Below are 25840 nucleotides of genomic sequence, written 5' to 3' on the forward strand. Positions count from 1 at the left end.
GCCACCATAACGCCCGCTTCAATGCAATTCTCCTAATCTGGTCAAGCTCTCCCCTAAAGTCTCTTCTAAAAGCGCGCTAATATCAATGTATTCAATCTTGGCTTCCGCCAGAGTGATGAGAGCGTCCATGTAAGAATTTTGATAGATCAAGTATTCAAAAAGCCCGATTTTTTGGGCTTCATAAGCGATGCGCCCCATTTCCATCAAACGCTTCTTATTGGCAATGGCTTCTTTTTGGGTTTCAATGTATGCTTCTTTGGTTTTGAGCTGGTTTAAGTAGGAGTTAGCGTTGATTCTAATGTTTCGTTTCATCACTTCATTTTGCGCGAGCGTCCCGCTTTGCAGATCCAAGAATTTACGCTTTTGATAGATATTTTTAGGCGTTACCGGCAAAGGGATACGCACTTCCACAGAAAGATTAGTTGAAGAGTTATAGCTTTCAGAGCCAATCCCGAATTCAAATGCATTAAACACGTCTCTATTAGCCAATTTCGCATTCACCTGATAATCTTTAGCCGTCAAATCCAAAATATCCACATACAACGAGCGATCCAATTTAAACTTTAAAGCTTCAGGTTCTAAGTGCACGTATTCAAAATCCAAACCGATCACCTTGACATCATGCAAATGGTCTAAATAAGTGTCAAAATGCGCCCCATCTTTGACCGGCTCCACAATAGCGAGCATCGTGTCTAGCATTTTTTCTAAATCTATGAGTTTGGTTTCCACATTGGTTTTAGCGAGTTTGGATTCCAAATAAGAATTATTGAAGTTGATGTAATCCTTTTCGCTCATGCTGCCGGCTTTGACTTTTTCTTTAGCGATTTTGAGTTGCGAATAAAAGTTCGCTTCCCGTTGCACATACACCTGATACTTTTCCTTAGTCATCACATAAGTCAAATAAAGGCGTTTAGCGCCAATAAAAGCGAGATTTTTACTCAATTGATAACTTTTATCGTATTGAATGGTTTTAATAGAAAGACTTTTGGATAAAAGCGAACTCACCCATGGGAGCTTGGGCCTTACCACTAAAAGGGTTCTGGGTTGCGCTTCTATAATGCCTTGGAAGTTTTTCACCATAGAAGTTTCATTCTCAATATAGGGAAAATCCCAAGCATTCACGGAGCGTTGCTCATTCAAACGGCTTTTAAAATCGGCTTTTTTGCCGATCAACTCCATAGAATTGGTTTCCACTTCTTTAAAAAATTCTTGTAGGGTAAAGGTTTTCGCACTAAGCATGCTTATAAAAGAAACGATCCCTAAAAAACGCTGGATTTTGCGTTTGACAGAATTAAATCGCAATTTCTTTAATATCCCCAATTTCTAAGAAACTTTGATACACATCCCATAGGAAATTTTTACGATTTTTTTGGATTTCTATATCTTTATCCATCACTAACACGCTTTTAAAATACTCTTCTAAAGGTGCATGCAAACTGAAATAAGCCTCTATTTTGCTATCCAAACTCTCAAAAGCGCTCGTTTTGATCGCATTGAACGCTTCAAAAAGGGCATGCTCTTTTGGCTCTTTAAAAAGACGGGTAGAAAACTCGCTTGACTCGTTAGGGTTTCTGTCTTTATTGATATTGGCTAGGCGTTTGAAAGCGCTAAAAAGCAACTCTTTTTTTTGAGCGTTCTTGGGATCGTCTAAAAAGCGTTTTAAGGCTTTGACTTTTTGAATGATTGTAACAATATCTCGCTCATTGGTGTTTAACACGCTCCTTATAATAGAGGGGTTGCAATCTATTAAATTATTAAATCGTTCTAATAAAAACTTCTCTAGAATCTCCAAATCAAAGCGTTGATAAACGCCCACTTTTTCAAAGAGGTTTTTTAAATCCGCTTTCAAATCAAATTCTAACCCATAATGCGCGATGATTTTCAATAGCCCAAAACTCAAGCGCCTCAAAGCAAAGGGATCTTTAGATCCGCTAGGGATTTTACCCACGCTAAAAAGAGAAAACAGGCTGTCTATTTTCAAGCTCAAAGCCACGATCGAACTAAAAACGCTAGAGGGCAAAGGGGCGTTTTCGCTTGCGGGCAAATACTGCTCTTTCACACTCAAGGCGACTAACTCGTTTTCGTTTTGTTCTAAAGCGTAGTAATAGCCCATGATCCCTTGAAGCTCGCTAAATTCATACACCACTTCACTGAGTAAATCCGCTTTAGCGATTTGAACGGCTCTTTTAACCAACTCAAGGGCTTTTTCTAAAGGCATGTTTAAAGATGAAGCGTATTTTTGCGTCAAGTATTGAGCGATGATTGATTCTCGCTCCATTTTATCTTTTAAAGTCCCTAAACCTTGCACAAAAACCACGCTCTCTAAAGGGGCGTTATCTAAGGGCTTTTTAAGATCGTTTTCATAAAAGAAAACCGCATCGCTCAAACGGGCTTTTAAAACCTTTTGATTGCCTAAAATGATTTTTTGCTTGTCTTTATTGATAGCGTTACTCACCACAATAAAGCCGTTATGCAATGTTGGGCTTTCTTCTTGGCTTTTTTGATTAAAGACCGCAAAATAGCGCTGGTTTTCTTTCATGGAAGTGGTGATGATTTCACTAGGTAATTTTAAAAACGCCTTGTCAAACTCTCCCAAAAGCGCCGTGGGGTATTCCGTGATCGCTACAACCTCATCTAATAGTTCCCTATCCATTTCTACAATGATGTCATGCTTTGTTTCTAGCTCTTTAATTTCTTGCAAGATTTTAGTTTCGCGCTTTTTAGGGTCTAAAATGACATGGTTTTTTTCTAAAACTTCAAAATACGCTTTAGGGCTATCCACTTGGATGAAATCAAAACCCTCTTGTCGGTGCGCTTTGGTGGCTTGCTTGGTTTTAAAACCATACTCTTTAACTTCAATATCGTTAAAATTTTCCCCATTAAACAACACGCAAATATTATGAATGGGCCTGATAAAGCTTTTTTCCACATTGCCCCAACGCATGGACTTCCCAAAATTCAAACCCTCTAAAAACTCTAACACAATGGGCATGATCAGATCTTTTGTGGGCTGTTTGGCGTGGATTTTAGCGTGATAAAGCACTTCTTTATTGTTTTTAAACGCCGTTTGGAAATGCTGGTGATCCTTTAGTCCTAATTTTTGATAAAACCCTAAACCCAGCGCGTTCAAGCCTTGCGTTTTATCTTGATGATTGCATGCGATTTTAACGGGAGGGCCAAAAAATTCCTCTTTGGTTTCTTGGGTTAAAAGGGGAAAGTCTTTGATGAACAAACACAAACGCCTAGGGGTGTAAAAAACCTCTATATTTCCCACTTCTAAAGCGCGTTTTTGAAAAAGAGCGTGGAGTTTTTTAGGCATTTCTTTATATTCATTCAATAACGCTTGTGCGGGCAATTCTTCAACTAAAACCTCTACTAACAATTCATCTGAATGCAAAATCTCAATCCTCCCTAAAAAACAAAATCACTCTTAAGAATAAGCTAAATCATGCTAGAATTATACTTGAATTTATTCCTAGTTTAATTTATTTCTTAATACAAAAGGTGAGCGTTTTGAAACATTTAGCCCCACTCATTCATATCCCTTTTAAAGCCTTATGGCTAGGCGCAGCCTTAAGCGCGTTCTTAAGTTTGAATTTGAACGCTGAAGAAAGCCCTACTAAAACAGAGCCTAAGTCCGCTAAAGGGGTTAAAAACAAGCCCAAATCGCCTGTTACTAAAGTCATGATGACCAATTGCGATAACCTTAAAGACTTTAACGCTAAGCAAAAAGAAGTTTTAAAAGCCGCTTATCAATTCGGATCTAAAGAAAATTTAGGCTATGAAATGGCAGGCATCGCATGGAAAGAATCATGCGCAGGGACTTATAAAATCAATTTTTCCGATCCGAGCGCTGGCATTTACCATGCGTATATCCCTAGCGTTTTAAAAAGCTATGGGCATAATAACAGCCCCTTTTTGCGTAACGTGATGGGGGAATTGCTCATTAAAGACGATGCGTTTGCTTCTGAAGTGGCTCTAAAAGAGTTGCTCTATTGGAAAACGCGCTACCACGACAATCTAAAAGACATGATCAAGTCTTACAATAAGGGCAGTCGTTGGGAAAAAAACGAGAAAGCTAACGCTGATGCTGAGAAATATTATGAAGAGATACAAGATAAAATCAGGCGTTTGAAAGAATCTAAAATCTTTGACTCGCAGTCTAGTAATGACCAAGAATTGCAAAAAAGCGCTAATAGCAATTTGGATCTAGACCCTATTGGCAACGCCATGCCCCAAACTTTAGCTAAAACAGAAACCAAAGAAACTCAAATAGAGGAAAATCAAACGCAAAAATCCCAAGAAATGAAAGAGACAGCTAGCGAGCGAGCCATTAATAAGCCGCTAGAAAAAGAAAAAGATAAACCCATGTATTTCGCTCAAATCAATAGCGCTGATTTCGCGCCCGTTAAAAAAAGCCCAAAAAAACCGGCTAAAGCGAGTCCAAAACGCTCCCCCAAAAACAATATGAAAGATAATAAAAATAACGCTAAAACCGCTTCCAAAAATAAAGAAGTGTGCAAAAATTGCTCTCCAGGGCAAAGGAATGCGATTTTAGCTAACCATATCACTCTCATGCAAGAGCTTTAAAAAGTCCTAAAAATGGTGCAAAAAACTCTTTTGATTATCACTGATGGCATTGGGTATCGTAAAGATAGCGATCATAACGCTTTCTTCCATGCCAAAAAACCCACTTATGACTTGATGTTTAAAACCTTGCCCTATAGCCTGATTGATACGCATGGCTTGAGCGTGGGCTTGCCTAAGGGGCAAATGGGAAATTCTGAAGTGGGGCATATGTGCATTGGGGCTGGTAGGGTGCTTTATCAGGATTTAGTCAAAATTTCTTTAAGCCTTCAAAACGATGAGCTAAAAAACAACCCCGCTTTTTTAAACACGATCCAAAAAAGTAAGGTCGTGCATCTTATGGGTTTAATGAGCGATGGAGGCGTGCATTCACACATTGAGCATTTTATCGCCCTGGCTTTAGAGTGTGAAAAATCCCATAAAAAAGTCTGTTTGCATTTAATCACCGATGGGCGCGATGTCGCCCCTAAAAGCTCTTTAACTTATTTAAAACAGATGCAAAGTATCTGCAATGAAAACATTCAAATCGCTACTATAGGCGGTCGTTTTTATGCGATGGATAGGGATAATCGCTTTGAAAGGATTGAGCTTGCGTATAACAGCCTAATGGGGCTTAATCACACGCCTTTAAGCCCTAGCGAATATATCCAAAGCCAATACGATAAAAACATTACCGATGAATTTATCATGCCCGCTTGTTTTGAAAATTATTGCGGCATGCAAGATGATGAAAGCTTTATTTTTATCAATTTCAGGAATGATAGGGCTAGAGAAATCGTGAGCGCTTTAGGCCAAAAGGAATTTAACGGCTTCAAGCGTCAAGCTTTTAAAAACCTCCATATTGCTACCATGACGCCTTATGATAACGCCTTCCCTTACCCTGTTTTATTCCCTAAAGAAAGCGTTCAAAACACGCTCGCTGAAGTGGTGTCTCAACACAACCTGACCCAAAGCCATATCGCTGAAACTGAAAAATACGCGCATGTAACCTTTTTCATCAATGGCGGAGTGGAGACGCCTTTTAAAAATGAAAACCGGGTGCTTATCCAAAGCCCAAAAGTTACCACTTATGACTTAAAGCCTGAAATGAGCGCTAAAGAAGTGACCCTTGCGGTGTTGGAGCAAATGAGATTAGGGACGGATTTGATCATTGTGAATTTTGCTAATGGCGACATGGTGGGGCATACAGGGAATTTTGAAGCGAGTGTTAAAGCGGTAGAAGCGGTGGATGCATGTTTAGGGGAGATCCTTTCACTGGCTAAAGAATTGGATTACGCCATGCTTTTAACAAGCGATCATGGGAATTGCGAGCGCATGAAAGATGAAAACCAAAACCCCTTAACCAACCACACTGCCGGTAGCGTGTATTGCTTTGTTTTAGGGAATGGAGTCAAATCCATTAAAAATGGGGCGTTAAACAATATCGCTAGCAGCGTGTTAAAACTCATGGGCCTTAAAGCCCCAGCAACGATGGACGAACCCTTATTTTAAACTAAAGGAAAAGAATGCAAATTGATGACGCATTATTGCAACGCTTAGAAAAATTGAGCATGTTAGAGATTAAAGACGAGCATAAAGAGAGCGTTAAAGGCCATTTGGCGGAGATTTTAGGCTTTGTAGAAAACATCTTCGCTTTAGAAACTAATAATCTAAAAACAGATACGCATCTTAGCACCCTTTTAAGAGAAGACGAACCCAAAAGCCAACCCCACATCGCTAAAGATATTTTAAGCCAAAACAAACACAGCCAGGATCATTACTTCGTTGTGCCTAAAATCATTGAATAGGTTTGATTGAATAGGTTTGATTGAATAGGTTTGATTGAATAGGTTTGATTGAATAGGTTTGATTGAATAGGTTTGATTGAATAGGTTTGATTGAATAGGTTTCATATCAGGTTAAAAGCTTGATTTTTGAAATCAAACAGACAAAAAAGCTATCGCTTGACTAAAATTAAGCTTTATTATATTTTATTTTTTAAAAGCACTTTCAGCCTTTTTTAACTCATCAAGAATTTCCACTAACCTTGCAATCGCCTTTTTGATTTCTTCATGCGTGATAATATAAGGGGGCATGAGATAGATCGTGTTGTTTAAAGGGCGTAATAACAGACCTTTTTTTAGAGCTTTTTTAAAAACCGCTAAACTCAAACGCTCTTTGGTTTGAAGAAAAACTTCAAAGGCAAAGACCATGCCCAAATGCCTTAGATTAGACACCACTTGTTGCTCTATCAAGTCTTTTAACGCGTTTTGGAGCGCGCTAAAAATAAACTCGCTCAAAGCCTTGTTTTTTTCAATAACATTTTCTTTTTCAAAAATATCCAGCGTGGCGTTCGCGCATGCGCATGCTAGAGCGTTTCCTGTGTAGCTGTGCGAATGCAAAAACGCTTTATTTTCTTCATAGGGGGCGTAAAATTGGTTATAGATTTCATTATGCGTTAATAGTGCGCTTAAAGGCAAATACCCCCCACTAATCCCTTTAGACAAGCATAAAAAATCAGGCTTAATTCCGCATTGCTCATAAGCAAACATGCTCCCTGTGCGCCCAAACCCGGTAGCGATTTCATCAAAAATAATGTGGATGTTTTTTTGCTTGCACCATAAAACGGCTTGTTTTAAATATTTCGCGCTATAAATATGCATATTCCCTGCGCATTGCAAAAGCGGCTCTGCAATGAAGGCGCAAATTTCTTCACCATGCTTATCCAACAAACGCTTTAAAGCGTTCAAGCTATTTTCTATCTCGCTGTCGTTTTTAGGCACGGGCGTGATGAGATTTTTGAGCAATAAGGGGGTATAAGTGTCTTTATAAAGTTTCACATCGCCCACGCTTAACGCTCCCAAAGTCTCGCCATGATAGGAATTAGAAAGCGATAAAAAAAGCTTTTTAGGGCGCGTTTGGTTTTTTAAAAAATGGGCGTGATAGCTCATTTTCAAAGCGATTTCAATACAAGATGAGCCGTTATCCGCATAAAAGCATTTATCCATACCGGTGAGCTGGCAAAGCCTTTGAGAGAGCGTGATGATGGGTTTATGGCTAAAAGAAGCCAAAAGGACATGCTCTAAATCATCAATTTGATTTTTAAGCTGCTGGCTGATGTAGGCGTTATTATGCCCAAAAAGATTCACCCACCATGAGCTGATTAAATCCATGTAGGCGTTATCGTTAAAATCATAGAGGTAAATCCCTTGAGCCTTTTTAATGGGGATAACGGGGAAATTTTGATGCTCTTGCATTTGCGAACAAGGGTGCCAAAGGTATTCTAAATCCAAAGCGGCCAGATTTTCTTGAAAATTCATGTTAAAAACTCTCTATAATAAGGATAATTTTAATAACCTTTGGTTAAAATAAGGTTATTTGATTTTACTATAAGGTTGTTTAAACCTGAATTTCACATTTTTGATTTTTTAAAAGGGATTAGAGTTCTTATGATTGAATGGATGCAAAATCATAGAAAGTATTTAGTGGTTACAATATGGATAAGCACGATCGCTTTTATTGCTGCTGGGATGATAGGCTGGGGGCAATACAGCTTCTCTTTAGATAGCGATAGTGCTGCCAAAGTTGGACAGATTAAGATTTCTCAAGAAGAATTAGCCCAAGAATACCGCCGCCTTAAAGACGCTTATGCTGAGTCTATCCCTGATTTTAAAGAACTCACCGAAGATCAAATCAAAGCCATGCATTTGGAAAAAAGCGCTCTAGATTCGCTCATCAATCAAGCTTTATTGAGGAATTTCGCTTTAGATTTAGGGCTTGGTGCTACCAAGCAAGAAGTGGCCAAAGAGATCAGAAAAACGAGCGTTTTTCAAAAAGATGGCGTTTTTGATGAAGAATTGTATAAAAATATCTTAAAACAAAGCCATTACCGCCCCAAACACTTTGAAGAAAGCGTTGAAAGGCTTTTAATCCTTCAAAAAATCAGCGCTCTATTCCCCAAAACCACCACCCCTTTGGAGCAATCCAGCCTATCGCTTTGGGCAAAATTGCAAGACAAATTAGACATTCTTATCCTAAACCCTGATGATGTTAAAATCTCTCTCAATGAAGAAGAGATGAAAAAATATTATGAAAACCATAGAAAGGATTTTAAAAAGCCCACAAGCTTTAAAACACGCTCTTTATATTTTGACGCTAGTTTAGAAAAAACTGATTTGAAAGAGTTGGAGGAATACTACCATAAAAACAAGGTGTCTTATTTGGACAAAGAGGGGAAATTACAGGATTTTAAAAGCGTTCAAGAGCAAGTCAAGCATGATTTAAGCATGCAAAAAGCGAATGAAAAAGCCTTAAGGAGTTATATCGCTCTAAAAAAAGCGAACGCACAAAACTACACCACGCAAGATTTTGAAGAAAACAACTCCCCCTATACTGCTGAAATCACGCAAAAACTCACCGCTCTCAAGCCCCTTGAAGTCCTAAAACCAGAGCCTTTCAAAGATGGTTTTATCGTGGTGCAGCTTGTCTCTCAAGTTAAAGACGAATTGCAAAATTTTGATGAAGCCAAAAGCGCTCTTAAAACCCGTTTAATTCAAGAAAAAACCCTTATGGCGTTGCAAACTTTAGCTAAAGAAAAACTTAAGGATTTTAAAGGGAAAAGCGTGGGCTATGTAAGCCCTAATTTTGGAGGCACTATCAATGAGCTGAATCAAGAAGAGAGTGCGAAGTTTATCAGCACCCTTTTTAACCGCCAGGAAAAAAAGGGGTTTGTAACCATAGGTAATAAAGTGGTGCTTTATCAAATCACAGAGCAAAATTTCAACCACCCCTTTAGCGCAGAAGAAAGCCAATACATGCAGCGTTTAGTCAATAACACTAAAACGGATTTTTTTGATAAAGCGTTGATAGAAGAATTGAAAAAACGCTATAAGATAGTCAAATACATTCAATAATGCAAGGGGAAATCATGGAACATAAAGAAATCGTTATAGGGGTTGATATAGGCTCTAGAAAGATTTGCGCCATAGTGGCTGAATTTAAAGACGGGATTTTACGCATCATTGGCACGGCTCATCAAGACTCTAAAGAAATCAATTCAAAAGCCATTAAAAGAGGGCGTATCAATAGCCTTGCTCACGCTTCTAACGCCATTAAGGAAGTGATTAATAGCGCTAAAAAAATGGCAGGTTTGAACGCTGATGAAGACAGGAATAACCCCATTTCCTCCTTTAGAGAATCGTATCACCCTAAAACTAAGGCGATCGTTTCTTTTTCTGGGGCTTATACCGAAAGCATTAGAGATGTTACCGGTGTAGCCAGCACTAAAGACAATGTGGTTACTATAGATGAAATCAATCGCGCTATCAATAACGCATGCGCTAAAGCAGGCTTGGATAACGACAAACACATTTTGCATGCCCTCCCTTATCGCTTCACTTTAGACAAACAGGAAGTGAATGACCCCTTAGGGATGAGCGGGACTCGCTTAGAAGTCTTTATCCACATTGTCTATACAGAAAAAAACAACATTGAAAATTTAGAAAAAATCATGATCCAATCTGGGGTAGAGATTGAAAACATCGTGATCAATTCTTATGCAGCCTCGATTGCCACCTTGTCTAATGACGAAAGGGAATTGGGCGTGGCTTGCGTGGATATGGGCGGAGAGACATGCAACCTTACGATTTATAGCGGCAATTCCATACGCTATAACAAATATTTACCCGTAGGCTCTCACCATTTAACCACGGATTTATCGCACATGCTCAATACCCCATTCCCTTACGCTGAAGAAGTTAAGATCAAATACGGGGATCTTTCTTTTGAAAGCGGCACAGAAACGCCCTCTCAAAGTGTCCAAATCCCTACCACCGGCTCAGATGGCAATGAAAGCCATATTGTGCCGCTTAGTGAAATCCAAACTATCATGAGGGAAAGGGCTTTAGAAACCTTTAAAATCATCCACAGGAGCATTCAAGATAGCGGTTTAGAAGAGCATTTGGGTGGGGGCGTTGTGTTAACCGGTGGCATGGCTTTAATGAAAGGGATCAAGGAATTAGCCAGAACCCATTTCACTAATTACCCTGTTCGTTTGGCAACCCCTGTGGAAAAATACAATATCATGGGCATGTTTGAAGACTTGAAAGATCCTCGCTTTTCAGTCGTGGTCGGCTTGATTTTATACAAAGCAGGGGGGCATACCAATTATGAAAGGGATTCTAAAGGGGTTATCCGCTATCATGAAAGCGATGATTATATAAGAAAAGCCCACCAATCAAACCCTACCCCCCACATCCATTCATCGCCCACAGAGAGGAATTTAAGCGATTTAAAAACCCCTAGTGCTCCTTTAAACACCGCTAAAAATGACGACTTCTTGCCCATAAAACCCACTGAACAAAAAGGTTTTTTTCAAAACCTCTTGGATAAGATTTCTAAAATCTTTTAAGATATAGCGATTTCTTTATGCGATAAAACGGCTTGATAGTTATCAAAAGCTAGAAAACATGGTATAATCCCTAACTATCTATACAAAGTTTAAGATTTGCAAAAATCGTCACAAGGGGAAAGTGGCTATGGTTCATCAATCAGAGATGGAAAATTATAATATCGGTCAAGCGAGCATTGAAGAAGTAAGCGATCCAGCTTACAAAGGGGCTAAGATTGTCGTTGTTGGTGTTGGAGGTGGAGGGTCTAATATGATTAAACACCTGGTTGAATACGGCGTGCATCAAGATGTGACCCCCATTGCAACAAACACTGATGGCCAACACCTCAAAAACAATCCCGCCCCAGTTAAAATCCTTTTAGGCAAAGAATCTACCGGAGGTTTAGGCGCTGGAGGGGTTCCTGATATTGGTAAAAAAGCCGCTGAAGAAAGCGCTGATGAAATTAGGGAAGCGATTAAAGACGCGAAATTAGTCATTGTCTCTACAGGACTTGGAGGAGGGACTGGGACTGGAGCCACCCCTACTATTGTCAAAATCGCAAAAGAAGTGGGAGCGCTCACGATCGCTATCGTTACTAAGCCTTTCAAATATGAGGGGAATCAAAAAAGGAAGAGGGCTGAAGAGGGATTGAAAGAATTGGAACAATCTAGCGATTCTATTTTGGTTATCCCTAACGATAAAATCCTTCTCACCATGAAAAAAAACGCTAGCACCACGGAATGCTATAGGGAAGTTGATGATGTCTTGGTTAGGGCTGTGAGCGGCATTTCTACGATTATCACCAAACCCGGTAATATCAACGTTGATTTTGCCGATTTAAAGAGCGCTCTTGGTTTTAAAGGCTTTGCATTAATGGGTATTGGTGAAGCCACTGGCGAAGATTCCGCTAAATTAGCGGTGCAAAACGCGATCCAATCGCCTCTTCTTGATGACGCTTCCATTGAAGGGGCTAAGAGCATTATCGTCTTTTTTGAGCACCACCCTGACTATCCCATGATGGCTTATTCTCAAGCTTGCGATTTCATTCAAGATCAAGCCCACCAAGATGTTGATGTTAAGTTTGGACAGCACACGAGCGAGAATATCCCCATTGATCATGTGCGCGTTACTATCATTGCGACCGGTTCTGAAAGAAACAGCAATGGAGCGGGTTTGGAATCTATCGCTACGCCTTCTCAACCTGTGGTGAAGCCAACAAGGAAAGTGGGCAATGGCGAGTATTTAAGAATCCCTACTGAAGAAGAGCTGTCCATACCCACAACCATAAGGATCCAACAAGATTGATTGCAGATCTTGCTTTCCTCCCCTATTTTTATAGGGCTATATAGGGCTATGATGAAGCGGTTTGTTGGGTTTGCTCTCATTGATCATTAATAATAAAAATTTAGGATAAAATCAAAAAGCTTTGGGTGTGCTGACCTTTAAGCGTTTGGGGGATTTTAAAGCGCTTTAAAGGGAAATCATCGCAAATACCCCCTATTGTTAATGAAACGCTAGAAAGCCGTTATAGGTTATATCTTTATCCAACGCATAGATAAGAGATGGGTTTTCTCTACTTGTTGTTAGGCTTGTTGGTATTGTTTAACACGCTCGCAATAAAGCCAACGCTCACGCTCTTACCTTGTGCCAGAGCGTTAGAGATTTTAATGATTTCAAGGTTTTGTTTCGCGCTCAATCTATAAGTCTTACTCAAATTCCGCCTCTCATAGTCTCGGCTTTCAATGGTTTCTTTTTCCCATTCATTCACCTCATCAATGGTAAAAACTTTAGGGTATCCATACGCACGAGCCATATTCTGTCTCCCTTTGATAGAGCCTACAATATAGCTCTCAAAAGGTTCACTAAGCCTATCAATAGGTAAGATAGCTGCTTTGATTTGCGTTTTAGCGATTCCACCAAAATCTATGCCATAACCGCTATCAGGTTGTTTTTTGAAAAAGGTATAAACCTTGTCTTTTAATCGTGTGAGAGATTGAGGTAATTGTGCAGGCACTGAAAAAGCAATACCATTGAATGTATCCCACACTTCACCATAACTACCAGGTTCAGCGCTGATTAAATCCACTTCATTAGCGCTTGTGTTTTGACAATAGCAAATAGCCGCTTGACTAAACGCTCTAGCTAACACCAATAAAGCTCGTTTCTTTATCAGTTAAAAGGCCATCTTTTAGGCTCTCTTTCCGATACCCTACCATTTCAATATAACCCAGAAAATCCCGCTTAAAGTTTAAAAATGATTTCGGCTGTCGTGTCCTTTCCATATTATCCTTGCTTGTGTAGCGGTATCTTTTGACAAATTCCTTACTGGACATAAAGCCTTTCATTGGGGTTTCACTTTTAGGATTTAAGAATTTATTAACAAAAGGTTTCCCTAACCCCTTACAGAGTTTGGCGTAGATGGTTCCATTACCTCTCAAAAAGGCGTCAGCATCATAATAGGCGTCTATGGAATTAGGGTCGTCATTCCAATTTTTGGCTACTCGGTCTGCTTTAGAATGTTTATAACCGCTCTTATACGCTTCAATCAGTTTTTCTCGTTCCTCTTCAGTAAAATCAGTAATAAATTCAGGTTTAAAAGGTCTAAACGCCGAGATAGTCCCAAAGGGTAGTCCGCTTTTAATCTTACTCACCACCCTAGAAAGATTGGCGCTCTCAATAGTAGAGCCTTTAATGGGGTTCATCTTATAACTTAAAATCAACCTGTCAATGCTGTTCGAACAATGCAGAAATTTCATTTTCTCATCAATGGCTCTGACTTTAGAGCCTTCCATTCTTTCTAAAAAATCATAGTTCAATAGCATAACTCGCTCCTTTTTGTTATTGTTTAATGATACCACTCTATTACTTGCGCCGTTCTTTAACGCTGACTTTTCTTATCATACTCGTTTAGTTGAGCCAATAAAGATTGGTTAGGATTTTGACAGAAATTTTGAGAGAGGTAGCTGTTTTTTAGCTTCCTTAATATTCCTTGAGATTTTAGCATCAATGACAGATGACAACGAATGGGAATTGATAGGGGCTTTTTTTGCTATCCAATAAGTCAAACTTGGTGCGTTTAGAATTATTCGCACCGATGAAAATGTTTTTGAAATCGCTTGACATGGGTTATCCTTTAAAATCAACCATCATAATCAACGCGTCTCACGCCAATCACTTAGAAGAGTCTTGTTTGTTGATAGAAATATCTAGCTTGTTGAAAGGGATTTCAATACGATTAGCGTCCAGGGCGTTTTTGATGCGTTCAATGAGTTCGCTCCTCACATTAAAGATCCCGTCTTCAATCTTTGCCCAAACCCTAATAGTGAAATTCAGCGAACTTTGTCCAAAATCCGTGATTCCAATGAAAGTGGGCATGTTTTTATCAATTTTTTCCATCCCGTCAATAACATCTTTTATAGTCTTATGCACCAGTTCAATATCGCTCCCATACCCTACCCCACAGACCCATTCAATGCGCCGACACGCAGTGTTATTGCTATTGATAATATTAGAATTAGCGACACTTCTATTGGGTAAAACCGCCAAGCGCCCGTCATGCAAGCGTAAAGAAGTGTTAAAAAAATTAAGCGCTTCTACTTTGCCCTCTAGGCCAGAGATTTCAATGATGTCTCCTTTTTTGAAAGGGTGTAAAATAATAAGGATTATCCCTCCAGCAATGCTTGAAAGGTAATCTTTTAAAGCCAACGCCACCGCGATCCCCACCGTTCCTAAAACAGTGATAATAGAAGTGGTTTGGACGCCTAGCGTGCTGAGCGCGATGATTGTAGTGATGATAAGGATTAAGATAAAAGTAACCTGCGCGACAAAATTCGCCAAAATCTCATCCTTTTTGGATAAGAGTTTCATGGCTTTGTTCCGTAAGAAAAACGAAAAATAAAAACCTATACAAAAGACAACAATAGCCTTGATTAAGATTATCCCAAAATGCTTTGCCTGCGGGAAAAAATCCACTAACAGCGTTTTAATTTCATCCATAAATCTTTCCTTGCAAATCACAAAATCGCTAACAGAGACAAGATAACTTATCCTTATATAGCTAATTTGACATGTTAGCATGTTTAGGACTAACCTTATTACCACAACTCAAACGCTCAATCCAGCGTTAGCGATAAATTCAGTGGCTTTTAAGATGCTGTCTAATGAAAAAGGGTTTTTGAGTGTTGAAACTAGAGATTACTTTACGCACACCCCCAACTTGATGGCTACCACTCACTTTATGGTAATGGTTATCCCTTAGCTTGGCTTTAATGGATTTTATCGTTACGCTATCAACAGATACCGCTCTATAAGATTTTCGCATAAAAGCTATGGTGTGTTTAAAAATCTCTGAGTAATTCTTTAGGAATTTAGGGGAGTTGGGGATTTCTCAATTTTGGTCAATATTGGTGTGGTTAGCTACTTTAATCCTTTGATCTCTTTTATAAGGCTTATAACCCGCTCCTTCCTTTTTCTCAAAGAATGGGGTAGAAAATAAAGAATTGCAAGATAAAGCGACTCTTTTAGCTGAGATTTTAAATAAGATGAGTTCTGTATTAACAGACTTTGAGTCTAAATTTTTAAGTTCAGACGATCTATTGAATTTATACGCTGAATATTGTAATGGTCATTATTGTGATTTCAAATACAAACAAGGACGATTGAGCGATGGGAATATCCAATCTCATTTATATTTTAAAAAAGACCACTTTATACATGACTATAACGGAATAGAGACTTTTAAGCGTTTTATTGCTGTGAAAGCTTATGATGTGGATAATATCACTTCTTTGGCTTTATCTAATCTTTTGTGTGAAAAGTTTAATTTAGACATTTTGCTTACCATAGAAGCTATGGATAAAGAAAGAGCTTTGTTTTTCATTAGAGAGCGTAAAAAACGCTCTAAAGATATTAGCTATCAAAATATAGAATATTTAGAGCAAATGGTTTCTACCGACAGAGCGCAAATACAAAAAGTTAGTTTATCAATTATGGTTTTTGCTAATTCTAAAAAAGAATTAGATAAAAAATCAATTATTGTATATAACACTTTGAAAAAAGAAGGCTTTTCAGCGGTTTTAGAAAGCATCAACATGCGTCCTATATTTTTCTCATTTTTTCCTGAAAGAAATTTTTTAAATTCACGCCTAAGACCTCAAACTAGTCAAAATATTGCTAGTTTGATCATGTTTGAAAAATACCAAGAAGGCTTTAAAGAAAATAGTTGGGGAGATTGTCCTGTCAGCGTGTTTAAAAATCAAAATGGATCAGCCCACTTTTTCAATTTTCAAGCTAAACAGGGTAAAGATAAAAATGATAATGTTGTAGGGCATACCATGATAATTGGTAGCACAGGAAGTGGTAAATCTACTTTTATTAGTTTTTTAATCGCCAATTTACTGACTAAATACGATATGAGCGTGGTAGCTCTTGACAGAATGAATGGTTTAGAGATTATGACTGACTTTTTTGAAGGTCAATACAATACCGCTAATACAGATGGTGGTTTTTACATCAATCCTTTTAGTTTAAAAAATACAGAAGAAAATAGGCAATTTCTGGCAAACTGGATTAAATTCATGCTCAATATTGATAGCGATAACCAACAAGATAATAAGGCTTCTCAGTCTATAGATAAGGTTATTAGAGATACTTATAATTACATGGGCGGCCAGAAAAATCAAATCAACTTATTAGAAATTGCCAAAAATTTAGGATCTAGCGAACAAGATTTTAATGAGATTTTAAAATCACAAGGGGAAAAAGTCTATTTTAAAAAATTTCAAGATTGTTTGGATTTTTCTAAAAGCCCTTTAAGCGTGATCAATATGGATGCTTTTGCTAATGATAAAAAACTTATGGGGCTAATTGCTATGTATTTGTTCCACAAATTGTTTTTTGAAGCAAAGGAACACAACAAACCTTTTTTTCTATTCATTGATGAAACTAAAGACTACATTATGCATCCTAATAATGTTTGCCTATATCACTAACGCGCTCGCTCAAGCTAGAAAGATCAACGGAACACTTTGCATGGCGTTTCAAAAAATATCTCAAGTCAAAGAATTAGGCATTAATAAAGCAAAGAGTTTGATAGGCAACCTTTCTCAAGTGATTATCTACCCCACAAAAGATACTGATGAATTAATAGAATGTGGCGTCCCATTAAGCGATAGCGAAATCAATTTCTTACACAACACGGACATGAGAGCCAGACAAGTGCTAGTGAAAAATATCGTTACAAACGCTTCAGCTTTTATTGAAATTGATTTAAAAAAAGATTTGCAAGAACTACTTTATATCCTTGATAGCAATGCTGGTAATAGAAAAATCCTCAATGACCTTAAAAAAACAAACCAAGAAACTTATAAGGAAGAGTATTTAAAAATTAAAAAAGAAAGCGAGAAAGTTCAATATGTATAAAAACTGCGTATTTATCATAGAAAGTCCTAATAAAATCGCTAAAATCAAAGAATTAACAGGAAGTTCATTTGTTTTTGCGACTGGTGGGCATTTTGTTGAGCTAATCAATATTGAAGTGAGTAAAGAATTTAACCCTATTTTTGAAATCAAAAAAAGCACAGATAAGAAAAAAGATAGATCCACTCATATCAACCACATGATCAATCAATGTAAAGACAAAGTAGTCTATATTGCTACTGACCCTGATAGAGAAGGTTATGGCATAGGCTATAAATTTTATGAAAAAATCAAAAATCTGGCTAAAACAATTTATCGCACGGAGTTTCATGAAATCACAAAAAGCGGTGTGGAAAAAGGCTTGAATAATGCTATGCTATTTTCTCAAAGCAATCTCAATCTCTATTATAGCTGGCTAGGTAGGATTGTAAGCGATCAATTTATAGGTTTTACTTTAACGCCTTATTTGCGCAAAAATATTAAGAATTTTGAAGTGAGTGCTGGTAGGGTTCAAACCCCTACTCTTTCCATTTTAGTAGAATTAGACAAAAAAATCCAAGCCTTTGAGCAAAAAAATAATGATGAGAAATTAAGTTATAGCATAGAAGCTATTATTGATGCGCTAGGTTCTCAAATCTCTATTGCTTTAGTAGAAGAGGATAAAAGGAAAGTGTTTGAGACCAAAGAATTAGCCCAAAACTTTTTAAATGACTTAAAAAACAATCTTAACCCATTAGCTTTTTTAGACGCAATAGAGCAAAAAGATAAAGAAAAAGCTCCACCTAAACCTTTCACCACTTCCAATCTTTTAAAAGATGGGGTTAGAATTTTAGAAATGGGCGTTAAGCAAATCCAAGAACACGCCCAAAAACTTTTTGAAGCTGGATTGATTACTTATATTTGCACCGATAGCGAAGCGTTAAGTAAAGAATACTTGCAAGAACATAAAGCGTTTTTGAAGGTATTTATCCTAGCGTGTATGAATACAGAGAATATAGGGCTGGTAAAAATTCGCAAGCTGAAGTGCATGAGGCTATAAGAATTACACACCCTCACTGCTATGAAGATCTTAAAAAAGTGTGTGAGGAACACAATATTACAGATATTGATGATTTAAAAGTTTATACGCTTATCTTTTTTAACACCATTTGTTCTCAAAGTAAAAACGCTATTTATGAAAACACAACTTTACACTTTAAGGTAAAAACGCGCAGCTTTAAATGCAGTTTTAGCCAACTCAAATCTAAAGGTTTTAAAGCGATTAAAGACTTAGAAGAAGAAAAGAAAGATGAAGAATGGGTTGAAAGCGATATTGATTTTTCAAGCTTGCAATTAAAAACTCAAATGCCTATTTTAGATTTCAATATCAAAGAAATAAAAGCTAAATCCCCTAGCCCTTATACTGAAAGCACTTTTATTGCAATGATGGAGACCTATGGCATAGGAAGACCTAGCACTTATACAAGTGTATTTGAGATCCTAAAAAACAAAAATTACATCACATTAGAGGGCAAAAATAGAAAAATCACGCCCACAGCTTTGGGTAAAAGCATCGTTGATTTCTTCTTAAATGATAGCCAAACACAATGGATTGCTATTTCTAAAGTGGATGATAGTTTTACCAAAAAATTAGAAGAAATGCTAGATGTGATTATAAAAGATGGTAAAAGCGCTTATCTTGATTTAATGCAAAATATCCAAAAGAAATTAGGCACAGAAATTTCTAACTTATATAGAAATAATAGCAATGACAACGCTTCTGCTACAAAAAAGAAACGATACCTCCCACTGAAAAACAGCTTAATTTTGTAGAAACTATAGAAAAAACTCTTCAAATAAAAGCTTCTGATATGACAAAAAAAGACAAGTTTGCGTGCATGAAGTTTATAGAAGAACATAGTAAAAAAATGCCCAAAAAGGATAAGTGATGGTATTAAAACTTGTATCTATTTGTTATGCAGTCATTATTCTTATGGGTTGTTCCAATAAACAATATGAAATGTATAAAAGCCCTTGTGCGAACTTAGAAAATCTTCAAAAAGGCTTTAAGGCATAAAATGGAAAAAGTTTGCGTGAGCGCATGGGAGTTGCCTAAGGTTTTAGAAGAAAGATTAAAAGAAAAATATGGCGATGATTGGGAAAAACATGTTAAGGCTAAAGCAATAAACGAAGAAGATCTTGAAGAACAAGTCAAATCTAAAGCCAAAGAGCAACAAAAGACACAAAGAGAAAAAACACTCAATGGATTTTTAAAAAAAGTTGGTTTAAAAAAGCGTGATATGTTACAAAGCACTATGTTATTTGATGGAGTCAAAGAAGCTGATGTGCTTTTTCAAGCAGAGCGTAAAATTGGCGATTGGATTTTTAGCAGTGCGGTGTTCTTTTTTGCTCTAGCCCTTATAGAAGCCATTATTATTGTATGCTTATTGCCCTTAAAAGAAAAAGTGCCTTATTTGGTAACCTTTTCAAACGCTACACAAAATTTTGCCATAGTCCAAAGAGCAGACAAGAGCATTCGCGCCAATCAAGCGCTTGTGAGACAATTGGTGGCGTCTTATGTTAATAATAGAGAAAATATTTCAAGTATAAAAGAGCAAAACGAAATAGCTCACAAAACCATTAGGTTGCAAAGCGCATTTGAAGTATGGGATTTTTTTGAAAAACTTGTTTCTTATGAACATAGCATTTACACTAATGTGAATCTAACACGAAAAATTAGCATTATCAATATCGCTTTAATCAGTAAAACCCAAGCCAATATTGAAATATCCGCACAACTTTTTCATAAAGAAAGGTTAGAAAGCGAAAAGCGTTATAGAATAATTATGACCTTTGAATTTGAACCTATTGAAATTGATACAAAATCTGTTCCCTTAAACCCTACAGGCTTTATTGTTACAGGTTATGATGTAACTGAAATTGCGATTTTAAAAGATTTAGATGAGAAAAATAAAGTCAAAGACGATGGTGTGAAATCTAGGATTATCCATACCGAGAAAAAAGACCCTCACATGAGCCAGTATAAAGATGTTAAGGAACAATAATGAAAAAATTTACTCTATCGCTATTTTTGTGCTGCGCTTTACTTCGCGCTGAAGAGGATATTTTTAGGAACAACACAAATGAAACTGATCTTACAAATTCTTTTGAACATGGCAAAGAAAACAACAATCTTATCCCAGCAAAATCTGATAGTTTAGAAAGTTTCAAAGAGCAAGAAAACAAAGAAAAAGCCAAATAGCTTATGGATTTAAACCACCCAAGCAGAAATCCCAATCGTCTTTAGCGTTTGGGATGAATGCTACCAATTCGTGGTATAATATCCCCATACATTCGTATCTAGCGCAGGAAGTGCGCAAAGTTACGCCTTTGGAGATATGATGTGTGAGACCTGTAGGGATGCGTTGGAGCTCAAACTCTGTAAAATCCCTACTATAGGGACACAGAGTGAGAACCAAACTCTCCCTACGGGCAACATCAGCCTAGAAATCCCAATCGTCTTTAGCGTTTGGGTACTTCACGAGATGACACTAAATGCGCTTATAGATACGATTTTGAAGCCGGTAAAGCTATCAAGCAAACGCAATACTACTATGTAGATAGGGAAAATAAAACGCAAAATATCGGTGGTTGTGTGGATTTACAAGGCGCTCAATACGCCATGCAACTTTACAAAGATGACAGCAAATGCGCTTTACAAACCACAAGCGCTAAAGGTTATGGCATGGGGAAAACGCAAACCTTTCAAACTGAAATCGTGTTTCGTGGGATGGATAATTTAATCCATGTCGCTGTGCCTTGCAGCGATTATGCAAGGGTGCAAGACAGGATTGTTAGGTATGAAAAAAACGATAAAACCCAAACCTTAACGCCTATAGTGGATCAGTATTACAATGATCCTAGCAACCCTAACAAACAACAGATCTTAAATCGTGGGATTGCCACCCAACTAAGCTCACAATATCAAGAATTTGCATGCGGTCAATGGGAATACAATGACGCTAAATTAGAAGCCAAAAGACCTACAATGCTAAAAAGCTATAACAAGCTTAATGGCGAATGGGTAGAAGTTACGCCCTGTAATTTTGAAGCAGGGATTAAAAGCGGTGCGGTTGTTAGCCCTTATGTGGTGGGCGTGTCTAGCTCTAAAGTCTTGAGCGATATTACTACAAGCCATTATTTTAGGATAGAAAGGAAAAATTATGGTGAGAGAGAACAATGCCAAAAACCTTATGGGGTTAATCGTTGCCAACCGCAATATTTCCATACTAATCCTAGTATCACCGATTGGAGCGCCACTTACAAAACCACTACCACTCAAACCACTCAACCTTATTTACGCCCAGCCCAAGATAATGAAAGCCCCACAACCTATAATCTTATCACCACTCAAACCACCATCAACAGGACTCAAAGCGTTTTGAAAAACGAATTGCATTTGAGTAATGATTATTTGAAGTATGTAGAAATCCATCAAGGTTATTACAAGGATAATGATCTTAAACAATCGCAAGGCTATATTGATTGGTCTAATTACTACCTCAATCAAAGTGAAGGCTTTTGCTCTCAATACAGCATTTGTAGTGAAAACACAAAGATTGGTAAAAATTGGTATCGTTGGCATGACAATAAAATTTCTTGCGCTCAAAGACTGATTTACAGGCCTTTTCAAGGATAAGGCATGAAAGCGTTGAAGACTTTTTTAAAAAAATCCCTTATTCTGTTACTAGTAATTGCTTTAACCACTTAAACGCTGTGGCTATGGTTGTGGATAATCCTACGCAGAACGCTTGGAATGGTGCTAAAAGAGCATGGGATGAAAGCAAGTGGGCTAAACATTTAGCCACTATCACTGAAAGGATCAAGCTCGCTCAAGACACATTAGACAGGGCTAATCAGACGCTTAATTCCATCAACAAAGTGAATGATGTTTTGAACAAAACCAATCAATTTCTAACAGGCAGTATTTTAAGTATCCCCAATCCCATGCAGTATGTAGAAAAAATCCAAAGTTTTGCCAAACAAGTTCAAGCTAATGCTGAAAAGATCAAAGAAAATGCACAAAACTATGATATACGCAATCAAATTGCAGCCAAACGCATCTCTGAAAAATGCCATGAACTCAATTGGGATGTCAGTCAAGACGCAAGCCCTACAGAGAAAAATTTACACCAATTTTTCACGAGCAAGGGGAAAGAAAGCGCTAACACAAAGGCTCTAAAGGATTTTGCTAACGCCATAGGTAACACTCAAATCAGCACGGCGAACGATTTAGGAGCTGGACTTAGAGGCAGAGCCTTATTAGAATACATTTGCATTCAAAAAGGCAATTTAGAAGTGGCTAAAAAAATCCAATTATCAGACAGCCAAATGACTTTAGCTCTACTCAATAACGACTATACGGCTTATGAAAAACTTAGAGCTGAAAAAGAAGAATTACAAAGACAAATCGCTCTAAATGTGTATGCGAAAATCAAACAGCTTGTTGTAGCTTCCCAAGATAGAGCGTTTAGTCAAATGGATAATGAGTTGGGCGTTAAAACTTTTGGGTTCAACGATGAGAATGTTAAAAAAGGTTATTGCAAGAAAGAAAACAGAAATGGCAAAAGCGAGTGCATCCCTAACATGCTCAATGTTAATCGCTTAAAAGCGCAATTTGATGAGCTTAATTTAGATTATAGTAGGGATATTGCTGGTAAAAAAGGTGAAGCAGCCGCTAAAGTGTTCAATGACTACAAACACCGATTTCAGCAATTAAGCGTAGAAACTGCTTTAGAAATCGCTCAAAATTTAAGTTTTATGAATAAGACGCTAGGTTTAATGGCGCAAATGCAAAGCTATACATTCAAGCAACAAATGGGATATTTTGAAGATATTATTCCTGCTGACGCCCTAAAAGATGACAAAGAGCATCAAGAAAATCTTAAACAAAAACAACAAGAAATAGAGAAAGTCTATAGGGCTAAATTAGACGCTTATGGTTTCCCTAATGGTAGTGTAGGAAAGGCAAGTGGCGTGAATTTAAATAGTAATAATGAAGCTCCAAGCTCTGATAATATCCAGTCGTTCAATCCGTATTGAAATAAGGGTTATTATGTTGAAATTAGTCAAATATTTTGAAAAGGATTTTGCATGTTTAAAAGCAGATTAAATTCATGGATTTTGTTAGGGATTTTAGGGGTTTTAGTGGTGGTTTTTTGGGATGTCATAAAATACAAAATAGAAGATTTGCAACATGATCATTATCTATCACAAGTGAAAGAAAGGGAAGAATATTATAAAAACCATGTAGAAGAAGCCTTGAAAAAGGATAGCGAATGCTTTGAAAAAGGAGGCGATAAAGTGGATTGCTCGGCTGCTATGAGAATAGCTGCTGGTGAAAGAAATAGAAGGATGTTAGAGATTAAATAACATGGCCGCTCCACTACTTGCTCTGCCCTTTCTTTCTAACCCTTTAGTGCTTGGTGCTTTAGCTGTCATAGGAGTGGGTGCTTACTTGTATTCCAATAAGCAAGATTCTTTAGTTGCGCAAGCAGATGGGCTTTACGGCGAGATTCTTGGGTTTTTTATTTCGTTTTCTAACAAGATCTTGAAGGGAATTGGCGAGCCTTTAGCCAATGTTGTCCAACCTTTTGGTATGGTCTTAGGAGTGCTTTTGATCCTTTTGTATTCCTTTAAACGCTATCAAAACAATGATTTATTTGAAATCAAAACCTTTTTAATGCTTTTTGTATTTGTGGGATACCTTTCTTTGTATCATTACGCCTTCAAATCTGATGGTTCTAGTAGCGGTAATGGTCGCTCTAGTTTTGCCTTTCAAAATCATGTAACAGAAATTTTTGACACGCCTGCTAACTTGCTAAATGCTGGGATTTCTAATGTGGTTAAGGAATATCAAACAAATAGTGCAAGAGAACACAAGAATATAGACGCACACCACAGTATCACTAACGCTAATATTTCATTCCATGTCAGACAAATTTTAATGAAATTGAATAAACTATATGAAGAGTTCAAAATTAATAATGGACTATCGCTAAAAACCCTTATTGCAGCTGTTTTGTTATTAGTTATTTTAGGATTAGAATTGTTTTTATTGTTCAAAGTTTTCTGTTATGTTTTTATGACTTATTTAGAAAAAATTATTTACTTGTCTTTAGTTATTTTTATGTTACCGCTAGGTTTTTTTCAGCAGACTAGAGGTTTTTTAGTGTCTTATGTGAAAAAGATTATTTCATTGACTTTTTACATGCCTTTATTGTTGCTATTAGTGTTATTCAACTCTTTTGCATTACAATACGCAATCAAAGTGGGAGGAAGCAATGAAATAGTGTCTAAATTTGGCATTATTGTAGTAATAGGAATTTCACTGACATTCATTCAAAAAGTCCCCGAAATGATTAACGCTATCTTTGGCACACAAGGTGGTCTAACGGATGCTAAAAGTTTTGTATATCAGGGCGTGCAAATAGCTAGTGCTGGAGCTGGAGCCATAGCTGGAAGTCTTAAGAGTGCGGGTCGTTCAGCGTTTGGCAGAACGCTAGAAGCTTATAAAGACGCAAAATCTACGACAAACAGCACCACGGCTAACATGAGAGACATGCCAGGACATCCTGGTGTTAGAGTGGGCGTGGAGACGATTGAACTTCCCAAGTCTCATAGAGTTAGCAAATGATAAAGGCCATTTTAGGGCAATTTTTGAAAATTATTTTTAGTGATAATTTTTCAAAAAACCTTAAGAGAAATTATGCAAGATTTACAACATTTCAAGAATGATATTACGCTCATTCTATCCAAAGACAGATTAGATACTTATGACAGCCTAGAGCAATATAAAGAAAATTTAAAACTCATTGCTTTTATCACGCCTAAAATCTCTAACTTAGAAATTTATTTACGCAACGCTTTAGATTATTGTTTAACCCAAATCAAAGGGAGTGATTGGGTATTTAGTGAAGATTCTTTAACAAATTTAATTAACGAGCAAAACGAAAAGAAAAAAGAAATCACGCATTCTTTGATTTTATCTAAAATGTCTTTAGGGGCAGTGATTAAGCTTATTTTTTGCTATAAATTAGAGGGGGTAATATTAGATTTAAAGCGCATCAATTTCAAATCCTATTACCCCAATAATAAAAATGCATTATTTATCAACAATAAAAAAAATCCATTATCTAGTGCCTCAAAGGTTCATATTGCTTTAAACTTGCTATGGACGATTAGAAATCGCGCGTATCATTGGGAAAACTTACTCAAAATCCAACCAAACAATCGCCCACGCATTACGACTTATTTCATTGGGTTAAAAGACAATGATAGGGCAAAAATGCCTATGAATATCAGTGTAGAACCAAGTAAAATCGTCTTGTTTTTAGATGATTTAATTAAAAGCATTGGGAATAAAGACTTGGAAAATTTAAGCAGTTTGTGAAAAAGGTGGGCTTCGGTTAGCCCATTGAATGTAAGCA

15 protein-coding genes and 6 pseudogenes are annotated in these 25840 nt (G+C 37.3%); 15 read left to right on the top strand and 6 right to left on the bottom strand.

Annotation, left to right across the window (positions count from 1 at the left end; translation table 11 throughout):
* Positions 1-18 precede the first annotated feature (18 nt).
* Together CS889_RS05100 and glyS are read right to left on the bottom strand one after the other, a co-directional pair.
* Positions 19-1302: a TolC family protein gene (locus tag CS889_RS05100; RefSeq protein ID WP_172825120.1), complete on the bottom strand. Its 1284-nt coding sequence runs from the start codon at positions 1300-1302 to the stop codon at positions 19-21.
* A complete protein-coding gene (glyS, locus tag CS889_RS05105; RefSeq protein WP_089087037.1) occupies positions 1292-3397 on the bottom strand; it encodes a glycine--tRNA ligase subunit beta in 2106 nt (701 codons plus the stop codon). Before glyS ends, CS889_RS05100 begins: the two co-directional genes overlap by 11 nt.
* A gap of 116 nt (positions 3398-3513) precedes the next feature.
* On the opposite strand from glyS, the gene CS889_RS05110 reads away from it, so the two are divergent.
* Genes CS889_RS05110 through gatC form a run of 3 tightly spaced genes read left to right on the top strand, consistent with a single transcriptional unit; the run spans position 3514 to position 6374 of the window.
* Entirely contained in the window at positions 3514-4590 is a 1077-nt protein-coding gene (locus tag CS889_RS05110) for a hypothetical protein (RefSeq protein ID WP_089087038.1), read from the top strand.
* A 12-nt stretch (positions 4591-4602) separates the two neighbouring features.
* Positions 4603-6078, top strand: a complete 1476-nt coding sequence (gene gpmI / locus CS889_RS05115; RefSeq protein ID WP_089087039.1) for a 2,3-bisphosphoglycerate-independent phosphoglycerate mutase — start codon at positions 4603-4605, stop codon at positions 6076-6078.
* 14 nt (positions 6079-6092) lie between these two features.
* On the top strand, positions 6093-6374 hold the full coding sequence (gene gatC, locus CS889_RS05120; protein WP_089087040.1) for an Asp-tRNA(Asn)/Glu-tRNA(Gln) amidotransferase subunit GatC: 282 nt from the start codon (positions 6093-6095) through the stop codon (positions 6372-6374).
* Positions 6375-6557: 183 nt separating this feature from the next.
* Here the strand turns inward: gatC and CS889_RS05125 are convergent, their stop codons facing one another.
* Positions 6558-7886, bottom strand: coding sequence for an adenosylmethionine--8-amino-7-oxononanoate transaminase (locus CS889_RS05125; RefSeq protein ID WP_089087041.1), 1329 nt, complete (start codon positions 7884-7886; stop codon positions 6558-6560).
* 129 nt (positions 7887-8015) lie between these two features.
* On the opposite strand from CS889_RS05125, the gene CS889_RS05130 reads away from it, so the two are divergent.
* The 3 genes from CS889_RS05130 (at position 8016) to ftsZ (ending at position 12260) form a co-directional block, all read left to right on the top strand.
* Positions 8016-9479: a peptidylprolyl isomerase gene (locus tag CS889_RS05130; protein ID WP_089087389.1), complete on the top strand. Its 1464-nt coding sequence runs from the start codon at positions 8016-8018 to the stop codon at positions 9477-9479.
* A gap of 14 nt (positions 9480-9493) precedes the next feature.
* Positions 9494-10975, top strand: a complete 1482-nt coding sequence (gene ftsA, locus CS889_RS05135; RefSeq protein ID WP_089087042.1) for a cell division protein FtsA — start codon at positions 9494-9496, stop codon at positions 10973-10975.
* Between the two features lie 127 nt (positions 10976-11102).
* Positions 11103-12260 (top strand): cell division protein FtsZ, encoded by a 1158-nt coding sequence (ftsZ, locus tag CS889_RS05140; protein WP_000233657.1) that lies wholly within the window; start codon positions 11103-11105, stop codon positions 12258-12260.
* A 268-nt stretch (positions 12261-12528) separates the two neighbouring features.
* On the opposite strand, the pseudogene CS889_RS05145 reads toward ftsZ, so the two are convergent.
* The 3 genes and pseudogenes from CS889_RS05145 to CS889_RS08320 all read right to left on the bottom strand — a co-directional run bounded on the left by CS889_RS05145 (position 12529) and on the right by CS889_RS08320 (position 15285).
* Positions 12529-13777 (bottom strand): annotated as a pseudogene (locus CS889_RS05145) (hypothetical protein).
* Between the two features lie 349 nt (positions 13778-14126).
* Positions 14127-14951 carry a small-conductance mechanosensitive channel MscS gene (mscS, locus tag CS889_RS05155; protein ID WP_000343420.1) on the bottom strand — a complete coding sequence of 275 codons (825 nt, stop codon included), beginning with the start codon at positions 14949-14951 and terminating at the stop codon, positions 14127-14129.
* 139 nt (positions 14952-15090) lie between these two features.
* Positions 15091-15285, bottom strand: coding sequence for a hypothetical protein (locus tag CS889_RS08320; RefSeq protein WP_172825156.1), 195 nt, complete (start codon positions 15283-15285; stop codon positions 15091-15093).
* Positions 15286-15430: 145 nt separating this feature from the next.
* Here CS889_RS08320 and CS889_RS05165 point away from each other — a divergent pair.
* The 9 genes and pseudogenes from CS889_RS05165 to CS889_RS05220 form a co-directional block, all read left to right on the top strand.
* A pseudogene (locus CS889_RS05165) lies at positions 15431-17375 on the top strand (VirB4 family type IV secretion/conjugal transfer ATPase); the annotation flags it as partial.
* Positions 17368-19300 (top strand): annotated as a pseudogene (locus CS889_RS08375) (type IA DNA topoisomerase). The pseudogenes CS889_RS05165 and CS889_RS08375, both read left to right, overlap by 8 nt.
* A gap of 129 nt (positions 19301-19429) precedes the next feature.
* Entirely contained in the window at positions 19430-20416 is a 987-nt protein-coding gene (locus CS889_RS05180; protein ID WP_089087044.1) for a VirB8 family type IV secretion system protein, read from the top strand.
* Positions 20416-20610, top strand: a pseudogene (locus CS889_RS05185) (TrbG/VirB9 family P-type conjugative transfer protein); the annotation flags it as partial. The gene CS889_RS05180 and the pseudogene CS889_RS05185, both read left to right, overlap by 1 nt.
* A gap of 282 nt (positions 20611-20892) precedes the next feature.
* Positions 20893-22050: pseudogene (locus CS889_RS05200) on the top strand (hypothetical protein); the annotation flags it as partial.
* A gap of 3 nt (positions 22051-22053) precedes the next feature.
* Positions 22054-23453 (top strand): annotated as a pseudogene (locus CS889_RS05205) (hypothetical protein).
* A gap of 51 nt (positions 23454-23504) precedes the next feature.
* Entirely contained in the window at positions 23505-23783 is a 279-nt protein-coding gene (locus tag CS889_RS05210) for a hypothetical protein (protein WP_000477200.1), read from the top strand.
* Between the two features lies 1 nt (position 23784).
* Positions 23785-25047 (top strand): type IV secretion system protein, encoded by a 1263-nt coding sequence (locus CS889_RS05215; protein WP_089087048.1) that lies wholly within the window; start codon positions 23785-23787, stop codon positions 25045-25047.
* A 72-nt stretch (positions 25048-25119) separates the two neighbouring features.
* Positions 25120-25803: a CAAX protease gene (locus CS889_RS05220; RefSeq protein WP_089087049.1), complete on the top strand. Its 684-nt coding sequence runs from the start codon at positions 25120-25122 to the stop codon at positions 25801-25803.
* The last annotated feature ends 37 nt before the right edge of the window (positions 25804-25840 follow it).

Source organism: Helicobacter pylori (assembly GCF_900120335.1).
Classification (GTDB): domain Bacteria; phylum Campylobacterota; class Campylobacteria; order Campylobacterales; family Helicobacteraceae; genus Helicobacter; species Helicobacter pylori_BU.

Bases quoted from the DNA above. Each gene is read 5' to 3' on its own strand.
- CS889_RS05210 (WP_000477200.1), top strand. From the start codon at position 23,505: ATGTTTAAAAGCAGATTAAATTCATGGATTTTGTTAGGGATTTTAGGG.
- CS889_RS05215 (WP_089087048.1), top strand. From the start codon at position 23,785: ATGGCCGCTCCACTACTTGCTCTGCCCTTTCTTTCTAACCCTTTAGTG.
- gpmI (WP_089087039.1), top strand. From the start codon at position 4,603: ATGGTGCAAAAAACTCTTTTGATTATCACTGATGGCATTGGGTATCGT.
- CS889_RS05130 (WP_089087389.1), top strand. From the start codon at position 8,016: ATGATTGAATGGATGCAAAATCATAGAAAGTATTTAGTGGTTACAATA.
- CS889_RS05220 (WP_089087049.1), top strand. From the start codon at position 25,120: ATGCAAGATTTACAACATTTCAAGAATGATATTACGCTCATTCTATCC.
- CS889_RS05125 (WP_089087041.1), bottom strand. From the start codon at position 7,886: ATGAATTTTCAAGAAAATCTGGCCGCTTTGGATTTAGAATACCTTTGG.
- CS889_RS05180 (WP_089087044.1), top strand. From the start codon at position 19,430: ATGGAAAAAGTTTGCGTGAGCGCATGGGAGTTGCCTAAGGTTTTAGAA.
- gatC (WP_089087040.1), top strand. From the start codon at position 6,093: ATGCAAATTGATGACGCATTATTGCAACGCTTAGAAAAATTGAGCATG.
- mscS (WP_000343420.1), bottom strand. From the start codon at position 14,951: ATGGATGAAATTAAAACGCTGTTAGTGGATTTTTTCCCGCAGGCAAAG.
- ftsA (WP_089087042.1), top strand. From the start codon at position 9,494: ATGGAACATAAAGAAATCGTTATAGGGGTTGATATAGGCTCTAGAAAG.
- ftsZ (WP_000233657.1), top strand. From the start codon at position 11,103: ATGGTTCATCAATCAGAGATGGAAAATTATAATATCGGTCAAGCGAGC.